Source organism: Caballeronia sp. J97 (assembly GCF_905220305.1).
Taxonomy (GTDB): Bacteria; Pseudomonadota; Gammaproteobacteria; order Burkholderiales; family Burkholderiaceae; genus Caballeronia.
In genome coordinates this window covers 43,279-59,653 of sequence record NZ_CAJMZL010000001.1, presented here as the reverse complement: position 1 = coordinate 59,653, position 16,375 = coordinate 43,279, and the positions used below count along the sequence as shown (strand labels likewise).

Annotated in this window: 15 protein-coding genes; 10 read left to right on the top strand and 5 right to left on the bottom strand. The window is 65.5% G+C overall.

The genetic code is table 11. The annotated features are described in order from the left end of the window. Positions 1-14 precede the first annotated feature (14 nt). On the bottom strand, positions 15-1,400 hold the full coding sequence (locus tag U4Y90_RS00285) for a DHA2 family efflux MFS transporter permease subunit (protein ID WP_415749271.1): 1,386 nt from the start codon (positions 1,398-1,400) through the stop codon (positions 15-17). A gap of 164 nt (positions 1,401-1,564) precedes the next feature. Between U4Y90_RS00285 and U4Y90_RS00280 the strand changes: the two genes are divergently transcribed. Beyond that, positions 1,565-2,425, top strand: a complete 861-nt coding sequence (locus U4Y90_RS00280) for a LysR family transcriptional regulator (protein ID WP_321791034.1) — start codon at positions 1,565-1,567, stop codon at positions 2,423-2,425. A 95-nt stretch (positions 2,426-2,520) separates the two neighbouring features. Next, complete coding sequence (locus tag U4Y90_RS00275) at positions 2,521-4,179, top strand: tannase/feruloyl esterase family alpha/beta hydrolase (RefSeq protein ID WP_415749270.1); 1,659 nt, start codon at positions 2,521-2,523, stop codon at positions 4,177-4,179. A gap of 12 nt (positions 4,180-4,191) precedes the next feature. Here the strand turns inward: U4Y90_RS00275 and U4Y90_RS00270 are convergent, their stop codons facing one another. Further along, positions 4,192-4,581 carry a DUF2917 domain-containing protein gene (locus U4Y90_RS00270; protein WP_321791032.1) on the bottom strand — a complete coding sequence of 130 codons (390 nt, stop codon included), beginning with the start codon at positions 4,579-4,581 and terminating at the stop codon, positions 4,192-4,194. Between the two features lie 280 nt (positions 4,582-4,861). Here U4Y90_RS00270 and U4Y90_RS00265 point away from each other — a divergent pair, with 280 nt between their 5' ends. The 8 genes from U4Y90_RS00265 to U4Y90_RS00230 all read left to right on the top strand — a co-directional run bounded on the left by U4Y90_RS00265 (position 4,862) and on the right by U4Y90_RS00230 (position 12,682). Then, entirely contained in the window at positions 4,862-5,215 is a 354-nt protein-coding gene (locus U4Y90_RS00265; RefSeq protein ID WP_321791030.1) for a YciI family protein, read from the top strand. 94 nt (positions 5,216-5,309) lie between these two features. Next, positions 5,310-5,708, top strand: a complete 399-nt coding sequence (locus U4Y90_RS00260; RefSeq protein WP_321791028.1) for a VOC family protein — start codon at positions 5,310-5,312, stop codon at positions 5,706-5,708. After that, positions 5,705-7,009: an RNA polymerase sigma factor gene (locus tag U4Y90_RS00255; RefSeq protein WP_321791026.1), complete on the top strand. Its 1,305-nt coding sequence runs from the start codon at positions 5,705-5,707 to the stop codon at positions 7,007-7,009. The genes U4Y90_RS00260 and U4Y90_RS00255 overlap by 4 nt, the downstream gene beginning before the upstream one ends. A 197-nt stretch (positions 7,010-7,206) precedes the next feature. Beyond that, entirely contained in the window at positions 7,207-8,229 is a 1,023-nt protein-coding gene (locus U4Y90_RS00250) for a patatin-like phospholipase family protein (protein WP_321791024.1), read from the top strand. Positions 8,230-8,233: 4 nt separating this feature from the next. Next, positions 8,234-9,697, top strand: coding sequence for a GntP family permease (locus U4Y90_RS00245; protein WP_321791022.1), 1,464 nt, complete (start codon positions 8,234-8,236; stop codon positions 9,695-9,697). Between the two features lie 163 nt (positions 9,698-9,860). Beyond that, complete coding sequence (locus U4Y90_RS00240; protein ID WP_321791020.1) at positions 9,861-11,267, top strand: glycosyltransferase family 9 protein; 1,407 nt, start codon at positions 9,861-9,863, stop codon at positions 11,265-11,267. A gap of 63 nt (positions 11,268-11,330) precedes the next feature. Next, positions 11,331-11,870, top strand: a complete 540-nt coding sequence (locus tag U4Y90_RS00235; protein WP_321791018.1) for a 2,4'-dihydroxyacetophenone dioxygenase family protein — start codon at positions 11,331-11,333, stop codon at positions 11,868-11,870. 50 nt (positions 11,871-11,920) lie between these two features. Continuing rightward, complete coding sequence (locus tag U4Y90_RS00230) at positions 11,921-12,682, top strand: SDR family NAD(P)-dependent oxidoreductase (protein WP_321791015.1); 762 nt, start codon at positions 11,921-11,923, stop codon at positions 12,680-12,682. Positions 12,683-12,742: 60 nt separating this feature from the next. On the opposite strand, the gene U4Y90_RS00225 is transcribed toward U4Y90_RS00230, so the two are convergent. The 3 genes from U4Y90_RS00225 to U4Y90_RS00215 all read right to left on the bottom strand — a co-directional run bounded on the left by U4Y90_RS00225 (position 12,743) and on the right by U4Y90_RS00215 (position 16,337). Further along, entirely contained in the window at positions 12,743-13,249 is a 507-nt protein-coding gene (locus U4Y90_RS00225) for a CBS domain-containing protein (RefSeq protein WP_321791014.1), read from the bottom strand. 61 nt (positions 13,250-13,310) lie between these two features. Next, a complete protein-coding gene (locus U4Y90_RS00220; RefSeq protein WP_321791012.1) occupies positions 13,311-13,622 on the bottom strand; it encodes a zf-TFIIB domain-containing protein in 312 nt (103 codons plus the stop codon). Positions 13,623-13,736: 114 nt separating this feature from the next. Then, positions 13,737-16,337: a tetratricopeptide repeat protein gene (locus U4Y90_RS00215; protein ID WP_321791011.1), complete on the bottom strand. Its 2,601-nt coding sequence runs from the start codon at positions 16,335-16,337 to the stop codon at positions 13,737-13,739. Positions 16,338-16,375: the final 38 nt, after the last annotated feature.

Below are 16,375 nucleotides of genomic sequence, written 5' to 3'. Positions count from 1 at the left end.
AATAGCCGCAACCGTCAGGACGTGCCGGCGCGGGCGGGCGCGACGCCCTGCGGCGCGGAATCGAGATAGCGGAACACGACTCCCGACAGCAAGGTGACGACGCCCATGCAGACGAAGCTCAGCTTGAAGCCGGTCGACGTGGAGAACGGTCCCTGGAACACCTGCACGAGCGATCCGCCGATCGATACGCCCAGGCCGATCGCGAGCATCTGCACCATCGAGAAGAGGCTGTTGCCGCTGCCGGCGTCCTTGATCGACAGGCCTTTCAGCGTGACGCTGTTCATCGCGGCGAACTGCATCGAGTTGCACGCGCCGAACACGGCGAGGATCGCGATTTCGACGGCGAGCGGCAGCCCCGGCGAGAACAGTGCGAACGCGACGATCGACGCGCCGACGAACGCCGTGTTCACGAGCAGGAACATGTCGTAGCCGTAGCGCTTCACGAGCTGCGCGATCCAGCGTTTGCTGATCGTGCCGGCGATGGCGATCGGCAGCATCATCAAGCCCGAATGCAGCGGGCTGTAGCCGAGCTCGAGCTGCATCAGAAGAGGCAGCAGAAACGGCACGGCGCTCGATCCGATCCGGCACAGCAGATTGCCGATCAGCCCGACGCTGAAGTTCGGCTCGTGGAACAGCGCGAGATGAAAGAGCGGATTTCGCTTGTGCCGCGCGTACGGCACATAGGCGAACGCCGACACGGCCGCGAGCGCGAAAAGCGCCGCCGAAACGGCGCCGCGATGCGTCTCGACCGGACAATCGAGCGCGAGCGAGAACGACACCATGCACATCGACAACAATCCGCAGCCGACGAAGTCGAAGGGCGGGGCATCGTGCGCCGTGTCGTTCGGCAGAAAACGCTGCACCGCGTAGAGGCCGACCGCGCCGATCGGCACGTTGATCAGAAAGATCCAGTGCCACGAGAACGACTCGACGAACCAGCCGCCGAGCGTCGGGCCGAGAATGGGACCGACCTGGCCCGCGACGGAGATCATCGCGAGCGCGGAGACGTAGGCTTCGCCCGAGACGGCGCGCAGTACGGCGAGCCGCCCGATCGGCAGCAGCATCGAGCCGCCGACGCCCTGCAGCACGCGCGCGAGCACCAGCTGGTTCAGCGAATGCGCGCTCGCACAGGCGAGCGAGCCGATCACGAAGAGCGAAATCGACACCTGATAGACGCGGCGTGTGCCGAAGCGGTCGGCGAGCCAGCCGGAGGCGGGCGTGAGCAGCGCCATCGTGAGCGTGTAGGCGACGACGATCGACTGCATGGCGAGCGGCGCGGCGTTGAGGCTGCGCGCGATCGAAGGCAGCGCCGTGTTGACGATCGTCGTATCGAGCGCCTGCATGAAAAAACCCACGGCGACGATCCAAAGAAGCGCCGTGTGCGAAGACTGTCTGGTCATGTGAAAGGGCAGTGGGCTTGGGGCGCGCGCGAGTTCGAAAGTCATCGGAAAGGGGTTTGAAACCGGTTTCCGCCGCGCATTGTGAAATCTTAGTGACTTGCGAGGTCATCGGGAAGACCGCTAACCGCATTGACTGTCATCGTCATTGCCGATCACAATGGCGCATGCTCAATCCAGTCTGGCTGAACACCTTCGCGACGGTGGCCGCGTCGCACAGCTTCACCGATGCGGGACGCCAGCTCGGCCTCCGGCAATCGAGCGTCTCCGAGCATATCCGCCGGCTGGAGGAGAGCGTCGGCCGGCGGCTTTTCGTGCGCGACACGCATTCGCTCGCGCTCACCGCCGACGGCGAAGCGATGCTCGTGCACGCCCGCGTGATTCTCGAAGCGATGGCGCATGCGCAATCGCAGTTCAGCTCGCCGCGATTGCGCGGGCGCGTGCGGCTCGGATCATCCGACGATATCGCGCTCGGGCCGCTGCCGAGCGTGCTCGCCGCGTTTCGCGACACGCATCCGGACGTCGAGCTTGAAATCACGATCGGCATGACGGGACGTCTCTATCAGATGGTCGACGCGGGCGAGCTGGATCTCGCCGTCGGCAAGCGCCGTCTGGGCGACGCGCGCGGCATGCGGCTCTTTTCCGGCCGGCTCGAATGGCTCGCGAAGCCGGGCACCGTCGTCGACACGGCCGGACCATTGCCGCTCATTCTCGTCTCGGAGCCCAGCGTCACGCGCGGCGTCGTGCTCGATTCGCTCGCGATGTCGGGCGCGAGCTGGCAGATGGTCTGCACGAGCAGCAGCCACGCGGGCTGCATCGCGGCGGCGCGCGGCGGGCTCGGGCTGACCGTGCGTTCGCACTTCCTCGCGGCGCGGGGCCTCGCGCCGCCCTTGAATCGCGCGGAGTTGCCGGAGCTCCCAGAGGTCGAATTCATCGCGTTCGGCGCGAAACATCTGAGCCGTCCGGCCGAAACCTTGCTGCAGCTTCTCGAAAACAGCGACCTGCGCGGCGAGTGGGACGGCGAATGACCGGTTGTGCCGCTGCAACGGCCGGGAGACCCGAATGGCTATCGTCAAACTGTTCTTATATATTGAGCGGCTTTTGAATTAGCTGCATCCGAGACGTGTTTCGCTTCTTCCGCCAGCTTTCGTCCGACTTCTTCCGCTTCACGGCAATCGCCGCGTTGCTCGCGCTCGCGCCGATATCGAACGCCGGCGCGGCGGCCTATGTGACGAAGCATTGCGACGATCTCGAGGGCAAGGCCGTGCCCGCATCGGTCATCGGCCTGCCGACGCGCGGCGCGACGATCGTCTCCGCGTGGGTCGTGAAGGCGGCCGCGCCCGGCAACCGCAACGGCGACTACTGCCGCATCACGGGCTTCATCAAGGCGCTGCAGGACACGACGCCCGATATCCGCTTCGAAGTGAATCTGCCGAGCCGCTGGAACGGCCGCGCCTTGCAGATGGGCGGCGGCGGCTATAACGGCACCATCGTGTCCGGCACGGAGCCGATGTCGTTCGCACCCGATTCGACGCCGCTCGCCCGCGGCTACGCGACCTTCGGCTCCGATTCGGGCCACGTCGGCAACGCGGGACGCGCGGACTTCGCGATCAACGACGAGGCCATCGTCAACTTCGGCTTCGGGCATCTGAAGAAAACCCGCGACGTCGCGCTCGCGCTGATCCAGATGGGCTACGGACGCGCGCCCGACAAGACCTACTTCGCGGGCGGCTCGACGGGCGGCCGCGAAGGCTTCACCGTGATCGAACGCTTTCCGAACGACTATGACGGCGTCATCGCCAACGCGCCGGCGATCAACTTCTCCGGCGTGCGGCTGATGGGCGTGAAAGTCGGGCAGGCGTCGTATGCGAAGCCGGGCGGCTTCGTCGGGCTCGCGCAGCAGCGGCGCGTGTTCGAGACCGTCATGCACGAATGCGACCGGCTCGACGGCGCGGCGGACGGCATCGTCAGCAATGTCGAAGCGTGCAGGAAGCTCGAGCCGCAGATCATCGCGTCGCTGCGCTGCGCGAACGGGCAGCGTCCTTCCTTGCGCGACAGTTGTCTGTCGGACGCGCAGATCGACACGCTGGAGACGCTGCGCGACGGCGTCACCTTGCCGTATCCGCTCGCCTACGACGTCGATGCCTATCCGGGCTACAACGTGTTCCAGGGCGTGGACTTCTCCGGCACGCTCGGTCTCGGCGATTCGCCGGTGCTGCTCAATCCGCCGACCTTCGCCGCGAACGGCTATCTGTTCGCGCAAGGGGATGCCTATATCCGCCACTTCGTCACGCGCGATCTCGGCTTCAGTGCGTTGACCTTCGACCTCGACAATCCCGGCCGCTACAAGCAGCGCCTCACGACGCTCGCATACACCGTCGGCGCGATGAACCCGGATTTCTCCGCGTTCATCGCGCGCGGCGGAAAGCTCATCGCGATGCACGGCCTCGCCGACGAAGTCATCAGCCCGAACCAGACGATCGCGTTCTATCGCGGGCTGATCGATCGCTACGGAAAGGACACCGTCGATTCGTTCATGCGCCTCTACATGGTGCCGGGATTTCAGCACGGCAACGGCGTGTTCATTCCCGCGTGGGACGAACTCGGCGCGCTCGACGAATGGGTGAGCAACGGCGTCGCGCCGGAAACGCTCATCGGCAGCGACATCGCGCCCGCCACCAACGGACGCACCCGGCCGATATGTCGTTATCCGAACTATCCGCGCTATCTCGGCCGCGGCAGCATCAATGTCGCGGCGAACTTTCGCTGCGTCGAGCCGTGAGCGTTCGCGTCATCACAACGCGTTCGCGTGCTCTTCGGCGAGGCGCGGCCAGTACCGCGCGAACCAGCGCGAAAGCAATCCGCGCTTCGCGGCACGATACGACGTGAGCGACACCTCGACCGGCCGATCGCTCTCCGACGTGAGCCACACGCGCTCGCCGCGCGCGAGCAGCACGACATCGCCAGGCTTCATCCAGTAATCGTACGGATCGCGATGACGCGTCAGCCACACGGACGCGTCTGCGATGCGCAGTTCGGCATCGCGCGTGAGCCGCCACGAGACCATCTGATGCGGGTGCACTTCGACATGGACCACGACGCGCGCGCCCGATGCGTCGAGGCGCCCCGATGCCACGCCGTGGCCGACGCCCTGACGCGCGAAAACTTGCGATACCTCTTCCATCTCTGCTCTCCATTGATGTGAGCCGAAGACGGAACCTTGCACGCAAAAACAAGAAGGCCCCGTCTTGCGGCGGGGCCTTCGGAATTTGTTTGCTTGCCTGTCTCGCTAGCGCACACGCTGTCCCGATGACCCGCCACAGATGGCGTTCATACGGTTTTTAATCGCGGCGATGGAGAGAATGAGGGCTGCGTGCATGTGTCGCAGTATCGATGGGCGCGTTCGTGTTTGTCAATATCGAGATAGACTTGAACGCATCAAAAAAAACACTCGGAGATTCGTCGTGGCTTATCTGCTACTCGTCGTGGAACCGGTCGAACAACGCGGCCAGCGCACGCAGGAGGAAGGGCGCGAGGCGTATCGCCAGATGGTGGAGTTCGCCGATGAACTGAAGTCGCGCGGCGTGCTGCGCGCGGTTGAGTCGCTGACATCGCTGAACGATGCGGCGCGCGTCACGGGCTCGAACGGCGATGCCCGCATCATCGACGGGCCGTTCGCCGAGGCCAAGGAAATGATCGGCGGCTTCTTCCTGATCGATTGCGAAACCCGCGCGCAAGCGCTCGCGATTGCCGCCGAATGCCCGGCGGCGAAGTGGTGCACCATCGAAGTCCGCAAGGTCGGGCCGTGCTATTCCTGAAGTTCGTGTCGATTTCGGCGCGCGCGGATCGTCGTGCAGGTAAGGGCCGCGGTTCGGGCGTCCCGTGTCACGATCCAACCTGGAGATCTCCGGCATGCATAAGCAGATTTTCGTGAACCTTCCGGTTCGCGACCTCAGGCGCTCGATGACCTTCTTCAAGGCGCTGGGGCTGAGTTTCGATCCCGCGTTCACGAACGAAGACGCCGCGTGCCTCGTCATCGGCGAGAACATTTTCGCGATGCTGCTCGTCGAAAAGTTCTTCCAGACCTTCACCGAGAAACCGATCGCCGACGCGCACGCGAGCACCGAGACGCTCGTGTGCCTGTCGTGCGAGAGCAGGGCGGAAGTGGACGATCTGGTCGCGAAGGCGGTCGCCGCCGGCGCACGCGTGCCGCGCGAGCCGCAGGATCACGGCTTCATGTACGGCCACGGCTTCGAGGACCTCGACGGTCATATCTGGGAGCTCGTGCACATGAATCCGGAAGCGGCGTGAAGGGCCGCGCGAACCAGCACGACGCCGCGGACGATGCCGCCCGGCGCGCCATCGACGCGGTGTGGCGCATCGAGTCCGCGAAGGTGATCGCGAGCGTGGCGCGCGTCGTGCGCGATGTCGCGCTGGCCGAGGAACTGGCGCAGGACGCGTTCGTCGCCGCGCTGGAACACTGGAGCCAACCGGGCGTGGGCGTGCCCGAGAAGCCGGGAGCGTGGCTCATGACGACAGCGAAGAACAAGGCGCTCGACCGGCTGCGGCAGCACGCGTTGCACGCGCGCAAGCATGAGGAGTACGGCCGCGATCTCGACGCGCAGGAAGCGCACATCACGCCCGATTTCGTCGATGCGCTCGATGCCGCGCGCGAAGACGATATCGGCGACGATCTGCTGCGGCTCATTTTCACGGCGTGCCATCCGGTGCTGTCCGTCGATGCGCGCGCCGCGCTGACCCTGCGCCTGATCGGCGGACTCACGACCGACGAGATCGCGCGCGCGTTCCTGGTTCCCGAGCCGACGATCGCGCAACGCATCGTGCGGGCGAAGCGCACGTTGTCGGCGGCCCGCGTGCCGTTCGAAGTGCCGAAAGCCGACGCGCGCGCCGCGCGGCTCGGCTCCGTGCTCGAAGTGATCTATCTGATCTTCAACGAAGGCTATTCGGCGACCGCGGGCGACGACTGGATGCGTCCCGCGCTGTGCGAAGACGCGCTCCGGCTCGGGCGCATTCTCGCGGAGCTGACGCCGGACGAGAGCGAGGTTCACGGCCTGGTCGCTTTGATGGAGATTCAGGCGTCGAGGACCAAGGCGCGCGTCGACCGGCAAGGCCGGCCGGTGCTCTTGCCGGACCAGGACCGCAGCCGCTGGGATCCGCTTCTGATCCGGCGCGGGCTCGCGGCGCTGAAACGATCGGAAGCGCTGGGCGGTGCGCGCGGCGTGTACGCGTTGCAGGCGGCGCTCGCGGCGTGCCATGCGCGCGCGCCGAGCGCGGCCGACACCGACTGGCCGATGATCGTCGCGCTCTACGACGCGCTGATGCAGACCGCGCCGACGCCGGTCGTCGAGTTGAATCGCGCTGTCGCGGTGAGCATGGCGTACGGCCCGGAAGCAGCGCTGCCGATCGTCGATGCGCTCGCCGACGCGCCCGTGCTGAAGCGCTATCACTGGCTGCCGAGCGTGCGCGCGGATCTGCTGGCCAGGCTCGGGCGCAAGGACGAGGCGCGCGCGGAGTTCGAGCGCGCGGCGTCGCTCACGAAGAATGCGCGGGAGCGGGCGTTTCTGCTGGAGCGGGCCGGAGCGATGGATTGAGGCAGCGGCATCGCCGCTCCGTCCGCGAATCGCTAATTTAACATAAGATAAATTATCATCATTTCGTGTAGCTGTTAAAGATACACTAAGGTACGAAGCCGGCGTCGAATTCTGGTTTACGCTAGCTTCTGTCACCATGGCTTCGCGACGCGCCGAGTATCGTTCCCTGTGCCAACCACCTCCGACAAGGAGCCTGCATGGCTGTATCGATCACTGCGCCCATCGACCTCGCGCTGCAAGGCGGCGGCTCGCACGGCGCCTATACGTGGGGCGTGCTCGACCGGCTGCTCGAAGAATCGTCGCTGCATATCGAAGGCATTTCGGGCACATCGGCGGGCGCGATGAACGCCGCCGTGCTCACGAGCGGCTATCTGCACGGCGGCGCACCCGGCGCGCGACGTGCGCTGGAAAACTTCTGGCGGCGCGTTTCCGACGCCGCGCGCTTCAGCCCGTTTCGCCGCGGACCGTTCGACGTGCTTCTCGGCCGCTGGACGCTCGATCATTCGCCGATGTTCCTCGCGATGGAAATGGGCGCGCGGCTTTTCTCGCCATACGATCTGAACCCGACCGGCCTGAATCCGCTCGGCCATGTGCTCGGGCAAAGCATCGACTTCGCGCATCTGCGCGACGCGCCGATCAAGCTTTTCATCACGGCGACCTGTGTGCGCAGCGGCCGCGCGCGCGTCTTTCGCAACGCGGATCTCTCGCCTGACGTGCTGCTCGCATCTGCATGTCTGCCGACGCTCTTCCAGGCCGTCGAGATCGACGGCGAAGCCTATTGGGACGGCGGCTATTCCGGCAATCCGACGATCACGCCGCTCGTGCGCGAATGCGTGTCGAGCGACACCGTGCTGGTGCAGGTCAACCCGATCGCGCGCGCCGACGCCCCGCGTACCGCGCGCGAGATCGCGAGCCGCCTGAACGAGATCACCTTCAACGCGCCGCTCATCAAGGAACTGCGCATGATCGCAATGCTGCGCGAAGTTGCCGATGCCGGTTCCGACGAAGGCCGGCGTTGGGGCGGCATGCGTATCCACCGGATCGCGAGCGCGAAAGTCGGCGCGCTCGGCCATTCGTCGAAACTCAACGCCGAATGGGATTTCCTCACGATGCTGCGCGATGAAGGCCGCGCGTGCGCCGAACGTTTCCTGAGCGATCACGCCGATGCGATCGGCAAGCGCTCCACGCTCGATCTCGACGAATTCCTGCAGGGAGTCTGACGCGATGACGCTCTACTTCGGTCTCGCCGGCATGCTGGCGAGCCTCGTCCTGTTGATCGGTCTCGCGTATCGCGGCTGGACCATCCTGCTGCTCGCGCCGCTCGCCGCGATCGTCGCCGCGTTCCTTTCCGGCGAGCCGGTGCTCGCGCACTGGACGCAGACCTTCATGCTCGCCGCCGCGCGCTTTCTCGCGCAGTTCTTCCCGATCTTTCTGCTCGGCGCGCTGTTCGGCAAGCTGATGGAAGACAGCGGCTCCGTGCAGGCGATCGCGCGCTTCATGATGGAGAAATTCGGCGCGCAGCGGGCGATTCTCGCTGTCGTGCTCGGCGGCGCGTTGGTGACGTACGGTGGCGTCAGCCTCTTCGTCGCGTACTTCGTGATCGCGCCGATGGCCGTGGCGCTGTTTCAGCGCGCCGACATTCCGCGCCGTCTGATGCCCGCGTCGATCGCGCTCGGCACGTCGACTTTCACGATGTCCGCGCTGCCCGGCACGCCCGCGATCCAGAACGCAATTCCGATGCCCTTCTTTCAGACGACGCCGTTCGCCGCCCCCGGCCTGGGTCTCGTCGCGAGCGCGGTGATGGCGGCGTTCGGCCTCTGGTGGCTGGACATGCAGGCGTCGAAGGCGCGCCGCAACGGCGAGCGCTTCGGCACGGGCGCGGACACGTTCGCGGCCAGCGCCGACAGCGAGCTCGTGCGCGAACGCGCGACAGTCTCCCAGGCATTCGATCCGGCGGAGGTCGAGCACGGCCACGTGAGTGCCGACCTGCCGCCCATCGGCGTGGCGATCGCACCGCTCGTCATCGTCGTGTGCGTGAACTTCGTCGCCAATGTGCTCGTGCTGCCGCGCATCGACGCGAGCTACCTCGCGCAGCCGCGCTGGGGCGCGACATCGCTCGCGGCGGTCGGCGGCGTGTGGGGCGTGTGCGTCGCGCTGGCGATCGCCATCGTCGTGCTCGTGGCGCTGAATCGCGCGCGTCTGCCCGCGCTGCGCCAGAGCATCGACGCGGGCGCCAACGCAGCCGTGCTGCCCGTCCTGAGCGTGGGCAGTCTCGTGGGCTACGGCGCGGTGATCGCCGCCCTGCCCGCCTTCGAGCTCGTGCGCGCGTGGGTGCTCGGCATCGGCGGCGGGCCGCTCGTCTCGCTCGCCGCGGCGACCAACCTCCTTGCCGCGCTGACCGGCTCGGCATCGGGCGGCCTCACGATCGCGCTCGATGCGCTCGGCGGCACGTTCATGCGGCTCGCCGCCGAACATCACATCGCGCCCGACCTGCTGCATCGCGTCGCGGTGATCTCGTCGGGCACGCTCGACAGCCTGCCGCACAACGGCGCCGTCGTGACGCTGCTCGCGGTGTGCGGCTCGACGCATCGCGAGAGCTATCGCGACATCGTGATGGTGGGCATCGTGGGCGCGGTCGTCGCGCTTGTCGTCGTGATCGTGCTGGGCTCGTGGCTCGGATCGTTTTGAGCGAAATCGTTCGCTGCAGAACCTATACTTGAGTCGAGATGCAGCGCGATTATTTCAATAACTCCAGACTTGCCAAAACATTATTCGACGACCCGAAATTTTTGTGATTACGAGTCGCTTCTAGCGCGTCGATAAACTTATTCGCGCGATGACGCCGCTCCCGATGATCGACGTTCATTCCATGATCGACGACTATGCGCAGCTTTATCCCAAACTCTACGCGGGCGAGATCGAGGAATGTTTTCGGTTTCTCGACGACCGCCTCGCGGCGGACGGGCACACCGCCGACTATTGGCACTGGCGCGCGCTCGCGCATCTGCGCGCGGGAGAGTTTCTGCGCGCGGTCGATCTCTGTTGCCGGATCACGCGCCAGTCGAGCACGTTCGGGTTCCAGGTGCATAGCCTGTGCGACGCGTGCGCCCATCTCGGGCTGAGGGAAGTCGCGCTCGGCATGATCGAATACGTGGGCGCCAAGCCCGACGTCGAGCCGATCTTCGCCTTCCTGTGGCGCGTCTACGGCTGGCACTATCTTGGCGCGGACGAGCGCGTTCTGGAGCTGAGCGCTGACGGCATCGACGAGCATTCGGCTTATGTGCTCGGTCATCATCAGGGGCGCAGCGCGATGCGGCTCGAGGGCATCGCGAACGGCATCGAACTGTTCCATCGCTACTGGTCGTCACGGGAAGCGCGGCGCGTGCTGTTTCCCGATGTCGATGTCGAGCACTACTGGTGCGGACAACGCAATTTGCCGGCCCATATGATGCTTACCTCGATGGCCTCGGGCCACGGCGATCAGGTCAACTGGGTGCGCTACGCCGGCGCGCTGCAGGCGCTCGGGGTGCAGATCGGATTCGGCGACGGCTCGGATCGGACCTATCGCTTCGCGATGCCGCAGACCGAACGGGCGAGAGACGCGGAGGCCCTGCGCGCGGCCGGTTTCGTCGTCGCCTCGGACGGCGCGTCGTGGACCGATCCGTTCGCCCTTTTCACCGCCCTCTTTCCGATGCTCGGCTATGCGTCCTCGGCACGCTACATCGAGCCGGTCGAACCGTTTAGCGTCGATGCAATCGTCGATGACATACGCCAGCGCGCGGGCGGACGGCGCTGCGTCGGCATCTTCTGGTCGTCGTGCGAGTCGGCGAACAATTTCGCCAGCCGCAGCCTCGCCCTGCCCGATCTCGTCCCGCTCTTCGACAGCACACCGGACATTCACTGGGTCGTCATGCAGCGCGGCTTCGAGCGCAAACGCTGGCTTCGCGACTCGCGCGCGAACGATCTCGGCCATTTCACCACGCTCGCGGCCGAACTGACCCTGGCGCAAAGCGTGAGCATCATCGACAGGCTCGATGCGTTCGTCGGTAACGACGGCGGCCTGTCGCATATCGCGGGCGCGCTCGGCAAGCCGTGTTATCTGTTCCTCAATCATGTGGCGGAGTGGCGTTACGAACGCGACCCGCATCGCACGCCGTGGTATCCGTCGATGCGTCTCGCGCGCGCCCGTCGCCTCGGCGATTGGAACGACGTCGTGCGCACGCTGCAAAGGCTTCTCCTCGGGCAAACCCTCGATTGACCCGACCGGCATCGGACGTCAGGATTTAAGCGCTTCATTTACGACGAAGCCTGGGAGAACGCCATGCGAACCGCACCCGTCAAGCCCGACGAAGCCGCCGTCGCCTATCGGCTTCCACAGGCGCCGTTCATGTCGAAGGATCTCGTGCACGGCGGCGTGATGACCGACTGGCTCGCCGACGATGCGCTATGGGTGCCCGCCACGTCCACCGTTTCCTTCAAGCCGCTGATCCTGAACGCGAGCCAGGGCTATTACGTCAACCTGCTGCGCGTGCGCGGCAGCGGCGTGGTGTCGCGTCATCGGCATAGCGGCGCCGTTCACGCGATGGTGCTCAAAGGCCGCTGGTACTACCTCGAACATGACTGGGTCGCCGAGCAAGGCGGCTATGCGTTCGAGCCGGCGGGCGAAACGCACACGCTCTATGTGCCTGACGACGTGCCCGAGATGATCACGTGGTTTCATGTGACGGGCGGCTACACGTATGTCGATCCGCAAGGCGTCGCGCAGGGTTACGAGGACGTCTTCACGAAAATCGAGGCGACGCGCCGGCACTATGCATCGCTCGGCCTGCCTGCGGAACGTCTCGAATCCCTCATCCGATAAGCAATCGCCGCCTCCGGCGCCCGACATGCCGAAACCGGGAGACGACTGACATGCGACACCGCGCGCGAGTGGTTCTGGTGACGGGCGGCGCCGGCGGCATCGGCGAGGCGATCGCCCGGCGCTATGCGCGCGATGGCGCCGCGGTCGGCATCGTCGACATGAACAAGGAAAGCGGCGCCGCACTCGCGCAGCGTCTGACCGATGAAGGTCTGCGCGTGCATTTCGCCCGCGCCGATGTCGGTGATTTCGCCGCGTGCGAAGCCGCGTGCCGATCGATCGAAGCGGCGCTCGGCCCGATCGACACGCTCGTCAACAACGCGGGCATCTCGCCTAAACACGCGGGCAAGCCGATGCCGATCTGGCGCATGGACCCCGCCGAATGGCGCCACGTCGTCGACGTGAATTTGACGAGCGTCTTCAACTTCTGCCGGGTCGTCACGCCGGGCATGGTCGAGCGGCGCTTCGGCCGCATCGTGTCGATGTCGTCCGTGGCGGGCAAGGCGTATCTCGACATCGTCGCCACGCACTACAGCACGACCAAGGCCGCGCTGATCGGCATGACGCGGCATCTGGCGGGCGAGCTCGGGCCGTACGGCATCACGGTGAACGCGCTCGCGCCCGGGCGCATCGACACGCCGCTCGTGCGCGGCGTGGCTCGGGAAGCGAACGAGCAAGTCATCCGGGAAACGCCCTTGCAGCGCCTCGGAATGCCGGACGAAGTGGCGTCGGCGTGCCTCTTTCTCACGTCGGGCGAGGCGTCGTTCGTCACCGGACAAGTGATCGACGTGGCCGGCGGATGGCTCATGACATGACGCGCGCCACGAACGCCGGTATCGCGCGCGTAACTCGCGCAGCCGATGAAGCGAGCCTCCCTACGCGAAGCGCGCCGCGAGCGTCTGCGGAATCGGGCTGCGTCGCGTGAGCGCGCACGTCGGCAGGTCGGCACGCGGACCGCGCACGTAGGTTTCCAGCTGGTCGATGGCGAACTGCTGCTCCTCGATCAGATGCCGCACCATGTCGCCGATCGAAATCACGCCGACGAGCCTTCCACCCTCGATCACCGGCAGATGACGGATGCGTTGCTGCGTCATCAGCGTCATGCACTCGTCGGCGTTCGTCCTGAGGCCCACGGTGATCACCGGCGCGGTCATGATTTCGCAGACCGTGGTCGTGCGCGAGGCCTTGTCCTGCAGAATCACCTTGCGCGCATAGTCGCGCTCGGTGACGATGCCGCACACCGCATCCCCAACCATCACGACGAGCGCGCCCACTTGCGCGCGCGACATCAGCGCGACCGCTTCATAAACACTCGCCTCTGCGTCGATGGTATGCACCGTCGCGTCGATCTTCGTCTTCAGGACTTGCTTCACCGTTGCCATTTGCCGTTCTCCGTTGCTGTTTTCGCTCAAAACCTCGCCGACTGACCTGACGCTCGCGCGCTCAATCGAAATCGAACAAATCGCCGAGAAAGGACTTCTTGCGACGCGCATGCTCACGCTTGCCGCGCGAGTCGCCATAGTGATAACCGTCCTGACGATGCACGCGGCGCTCGCGATCGTGTCCGCGCTCGTGCCACTCGTCGCGCTCGTTCTCCTGCGCTTCGGCGCGCGACGCCTGCGCCGCGCGACGGATGATCTGATCGAGTTCGCCGCGGTCGAGCCACACGCCGCGGCACTGCGGGCAATAGTCGATCTCGATGCCTTCGCGCACGGTCATCAGCAGTTCGGTCGCGGGACATACCGGGCATTTCATGTCGATTCCTTTCTGATTGCTTTCAATGGAAAACAATCTAACGGAAGGTCAGGAATCGAAAAATGCGAGATTTTGAGCGCTTTGGTTCGAAAAAACCGAAGTTGGCGGCGCGACTCACGCGTCCGGCATTTCGCCCGGCGACGCGCACCATTCCCGCCACATCTGGCGATACGCGTCCTCCAGATGACGGGTGAAGCGCTGGCCGTCCATCATCGTCGAGGCTTCGAGCCGGGTGCGCAGCGATTCGCGCAGTTCCGTCAGGCGCGGCAGGTCATGCGCGAGCCGGCTGACGATATCGACGTACGCATCGTCGTCGTGGGCGACCAGATCGCCGAGACCGAGATTCATCAGCAGGCTGAAGCCCGCGCGGCTGACGGCGGTCTCCCCTGCGCGCGAGGGTACGGGAACGCCCATCCAGAGGGCGTCGAGGCTCGTCGTATGGCCGTTGTAGGGAAAGGTGTCGAGACCGATGTCGATCCGGTGGTAGGTCCGCAGATACGCCGCGCGCGGCTGATAGTCCAGCCATTCGATGCGCAGCGGATCGGCGCCGACGGCGCTCAATCGTTCGCGGAAGCGCTCGCGCGCGCCGTGAGGCGCGAGCAAGACGAAGCGCGCGTCCGGCACCTTCGCGAGCACCGCCGCCCACATGCGCAACGTGCGGTCCGACGCTTTGCACGGATTGTTCAGGCAGCCGAACGTGACATAACCGTTTTCGCGCGCCGGCAATGGCCCGACTGAGGGCGCATCGGGCGAACTCACGCGCGCGTCGTAGCACCAGAAAGTGTCGGGCAGCCGGATCGAGCGTTCGCTGTAGCAGGCGTCGACCTCCGGCCTGTCGGGCGGATCGATCCACGGATCGGTGAGCCGGTAGCGAATCGCGCGACTCCCCGTGGTGCCGGGATAGCCGAGCCACTGCACTTGCACGGGGGCGGGCCGACGCGCGAACAGCAAAGGTCGCCCGCGCGACATGTGCAGCGTCAAATCGACCAGCACGTCGATTCGATCGTCGCGAATGCGTTGCGCGAGCGCCTCGTCGGAGAGTTCGTGCACATCGCGCCAGATGTCGGTCATCGTGCGCAGCGCCTCTGTGACCTCGTCCGTATGGCGGGTGCTCGAATAGCAGACGATCTCGAACGATTCGTGATCGTGGGCGGCGAACACGGGCGACGTGAACATAGACTGACAGTGCGCGTTGAAATCGGGCGCGACATAGCCGATACGCAGACGGCGCGAGGGCGTGCGGTCGTTCGGGTAGCGCGCCGCGGTCGACATGAAAGGCGCCTCGTGACGCGCCGCGAAGCGCAGGCATTCGTCCAGGATCTCGCGCGGATCCTCCGCATGGTAAGTCAGCGCGTAATTGAGATTACGATGCACGCACTCGTTCTCGGGCGAGCAGGCCACCGCTTCGCGGAATTCAGCGAGAGACTCGTCCATCGCGCCCATGTCCTTCAGCACGCCAGCGAGATTGTTGTGCGTTTCCGCAACCTCGGGACGAAGCGCGAGCGAACGGCGCAGGATCGCTTCCGCGTGGCTCAACCGTCCGAGTTCGCGCACGGCGAGGCCCAGGTTGTTGAGCGCCTCGATGAAATCCGGACGAAGCTCGATCGCGCGGCGATAGGACGTCTCCGCCTCCGCGAACCGTCGCTGTTCGCCCAATAGCTTGCCGAGGTTGTAGTGAAGGCCGGCCTCGCCCGGCAATATCGACAAGGCCGCCCGGTACGCCGCTTCGGCCTCGTCGAATCGTCCCAGCTTCTGCAGAACGTTGCCCAGTTCAGCACCTACGAGCGCTTCGTCGGGGTAATGAGCCAATCTCTGCCGATAAACCGCTGCGGCCTCGACGAGACGCGCCTGCTCGTGCAAGGCGCCGCCCAGGCCTATCGTGGCCTGGGCATCGTCCGGTCGCAGTGAGAGCGCGGCCCGGAACGCCGCTTCGGCAGCGCGCGGACGCTTCAACTCGCTCAGCGCGATGCCCAGGTTCAGGTGGGCATCGGCGTAATCGGGACGCAGCTCGATTGCACGGCGATAGTACGCCTGCGCCCGTGCGACCCGGCGTGCATCCCACCAAACCTGGCCGAGATTGAAGTGGGCTTCGGCGAATCGGGGACGCAGCCGGATCGCCTGACGCAGCGCCGCCTGCGCGTCGGTCAAATGCCCGGTTTCACGCAGCAGGTTGCCGAGATTATTGAGCGCGTCGGCATAGTCGGGGCGCGCGGCGATCGCTGCGCGAAACTCGGCCTCCGCTTCCGCCGTGCGGCGCTGATCCTTCAGTGAATTCGCAAGGTTGTAATGCGCTTCGGCGAAGTCCGGCCGGATCGTCAGCGCATCGCGCAGCGCCGCTTCGCCCTGCGCGAGCCGCCCGAGCTGGTTCAGCAAATTGCCCAGATTGTAGTGCGCCTCCGCGAAATCCGGCTTGAGCCGTATCGCCTGCCGATAAGCCGACTCGGCATCGGACAGACGTCCCTGCGTCATGAACAAATTGGCGAGATTGCCGTAACCGCCCGCATAGTCCGGATCGTCCGCGATCGCCCGCCGCCAGTACGCTTCCGCGTCGTCCTGGCGGTTCAACTGAAAGCAGCAGATGGCGGCGAGATTGAGTGCTTCCCGGTGAGCGGGACGATGGCCGAGCATTACGCTCAAAGCGGCCAATGCATCGGCATAGCGACCCGCGGCGTAGTGCGTGGCGGCCAACTGAAATATATCGGGATCGAAATGCATTAGAGAAGAACGAATGGAAGCCGAACAGGCCGGTTTGC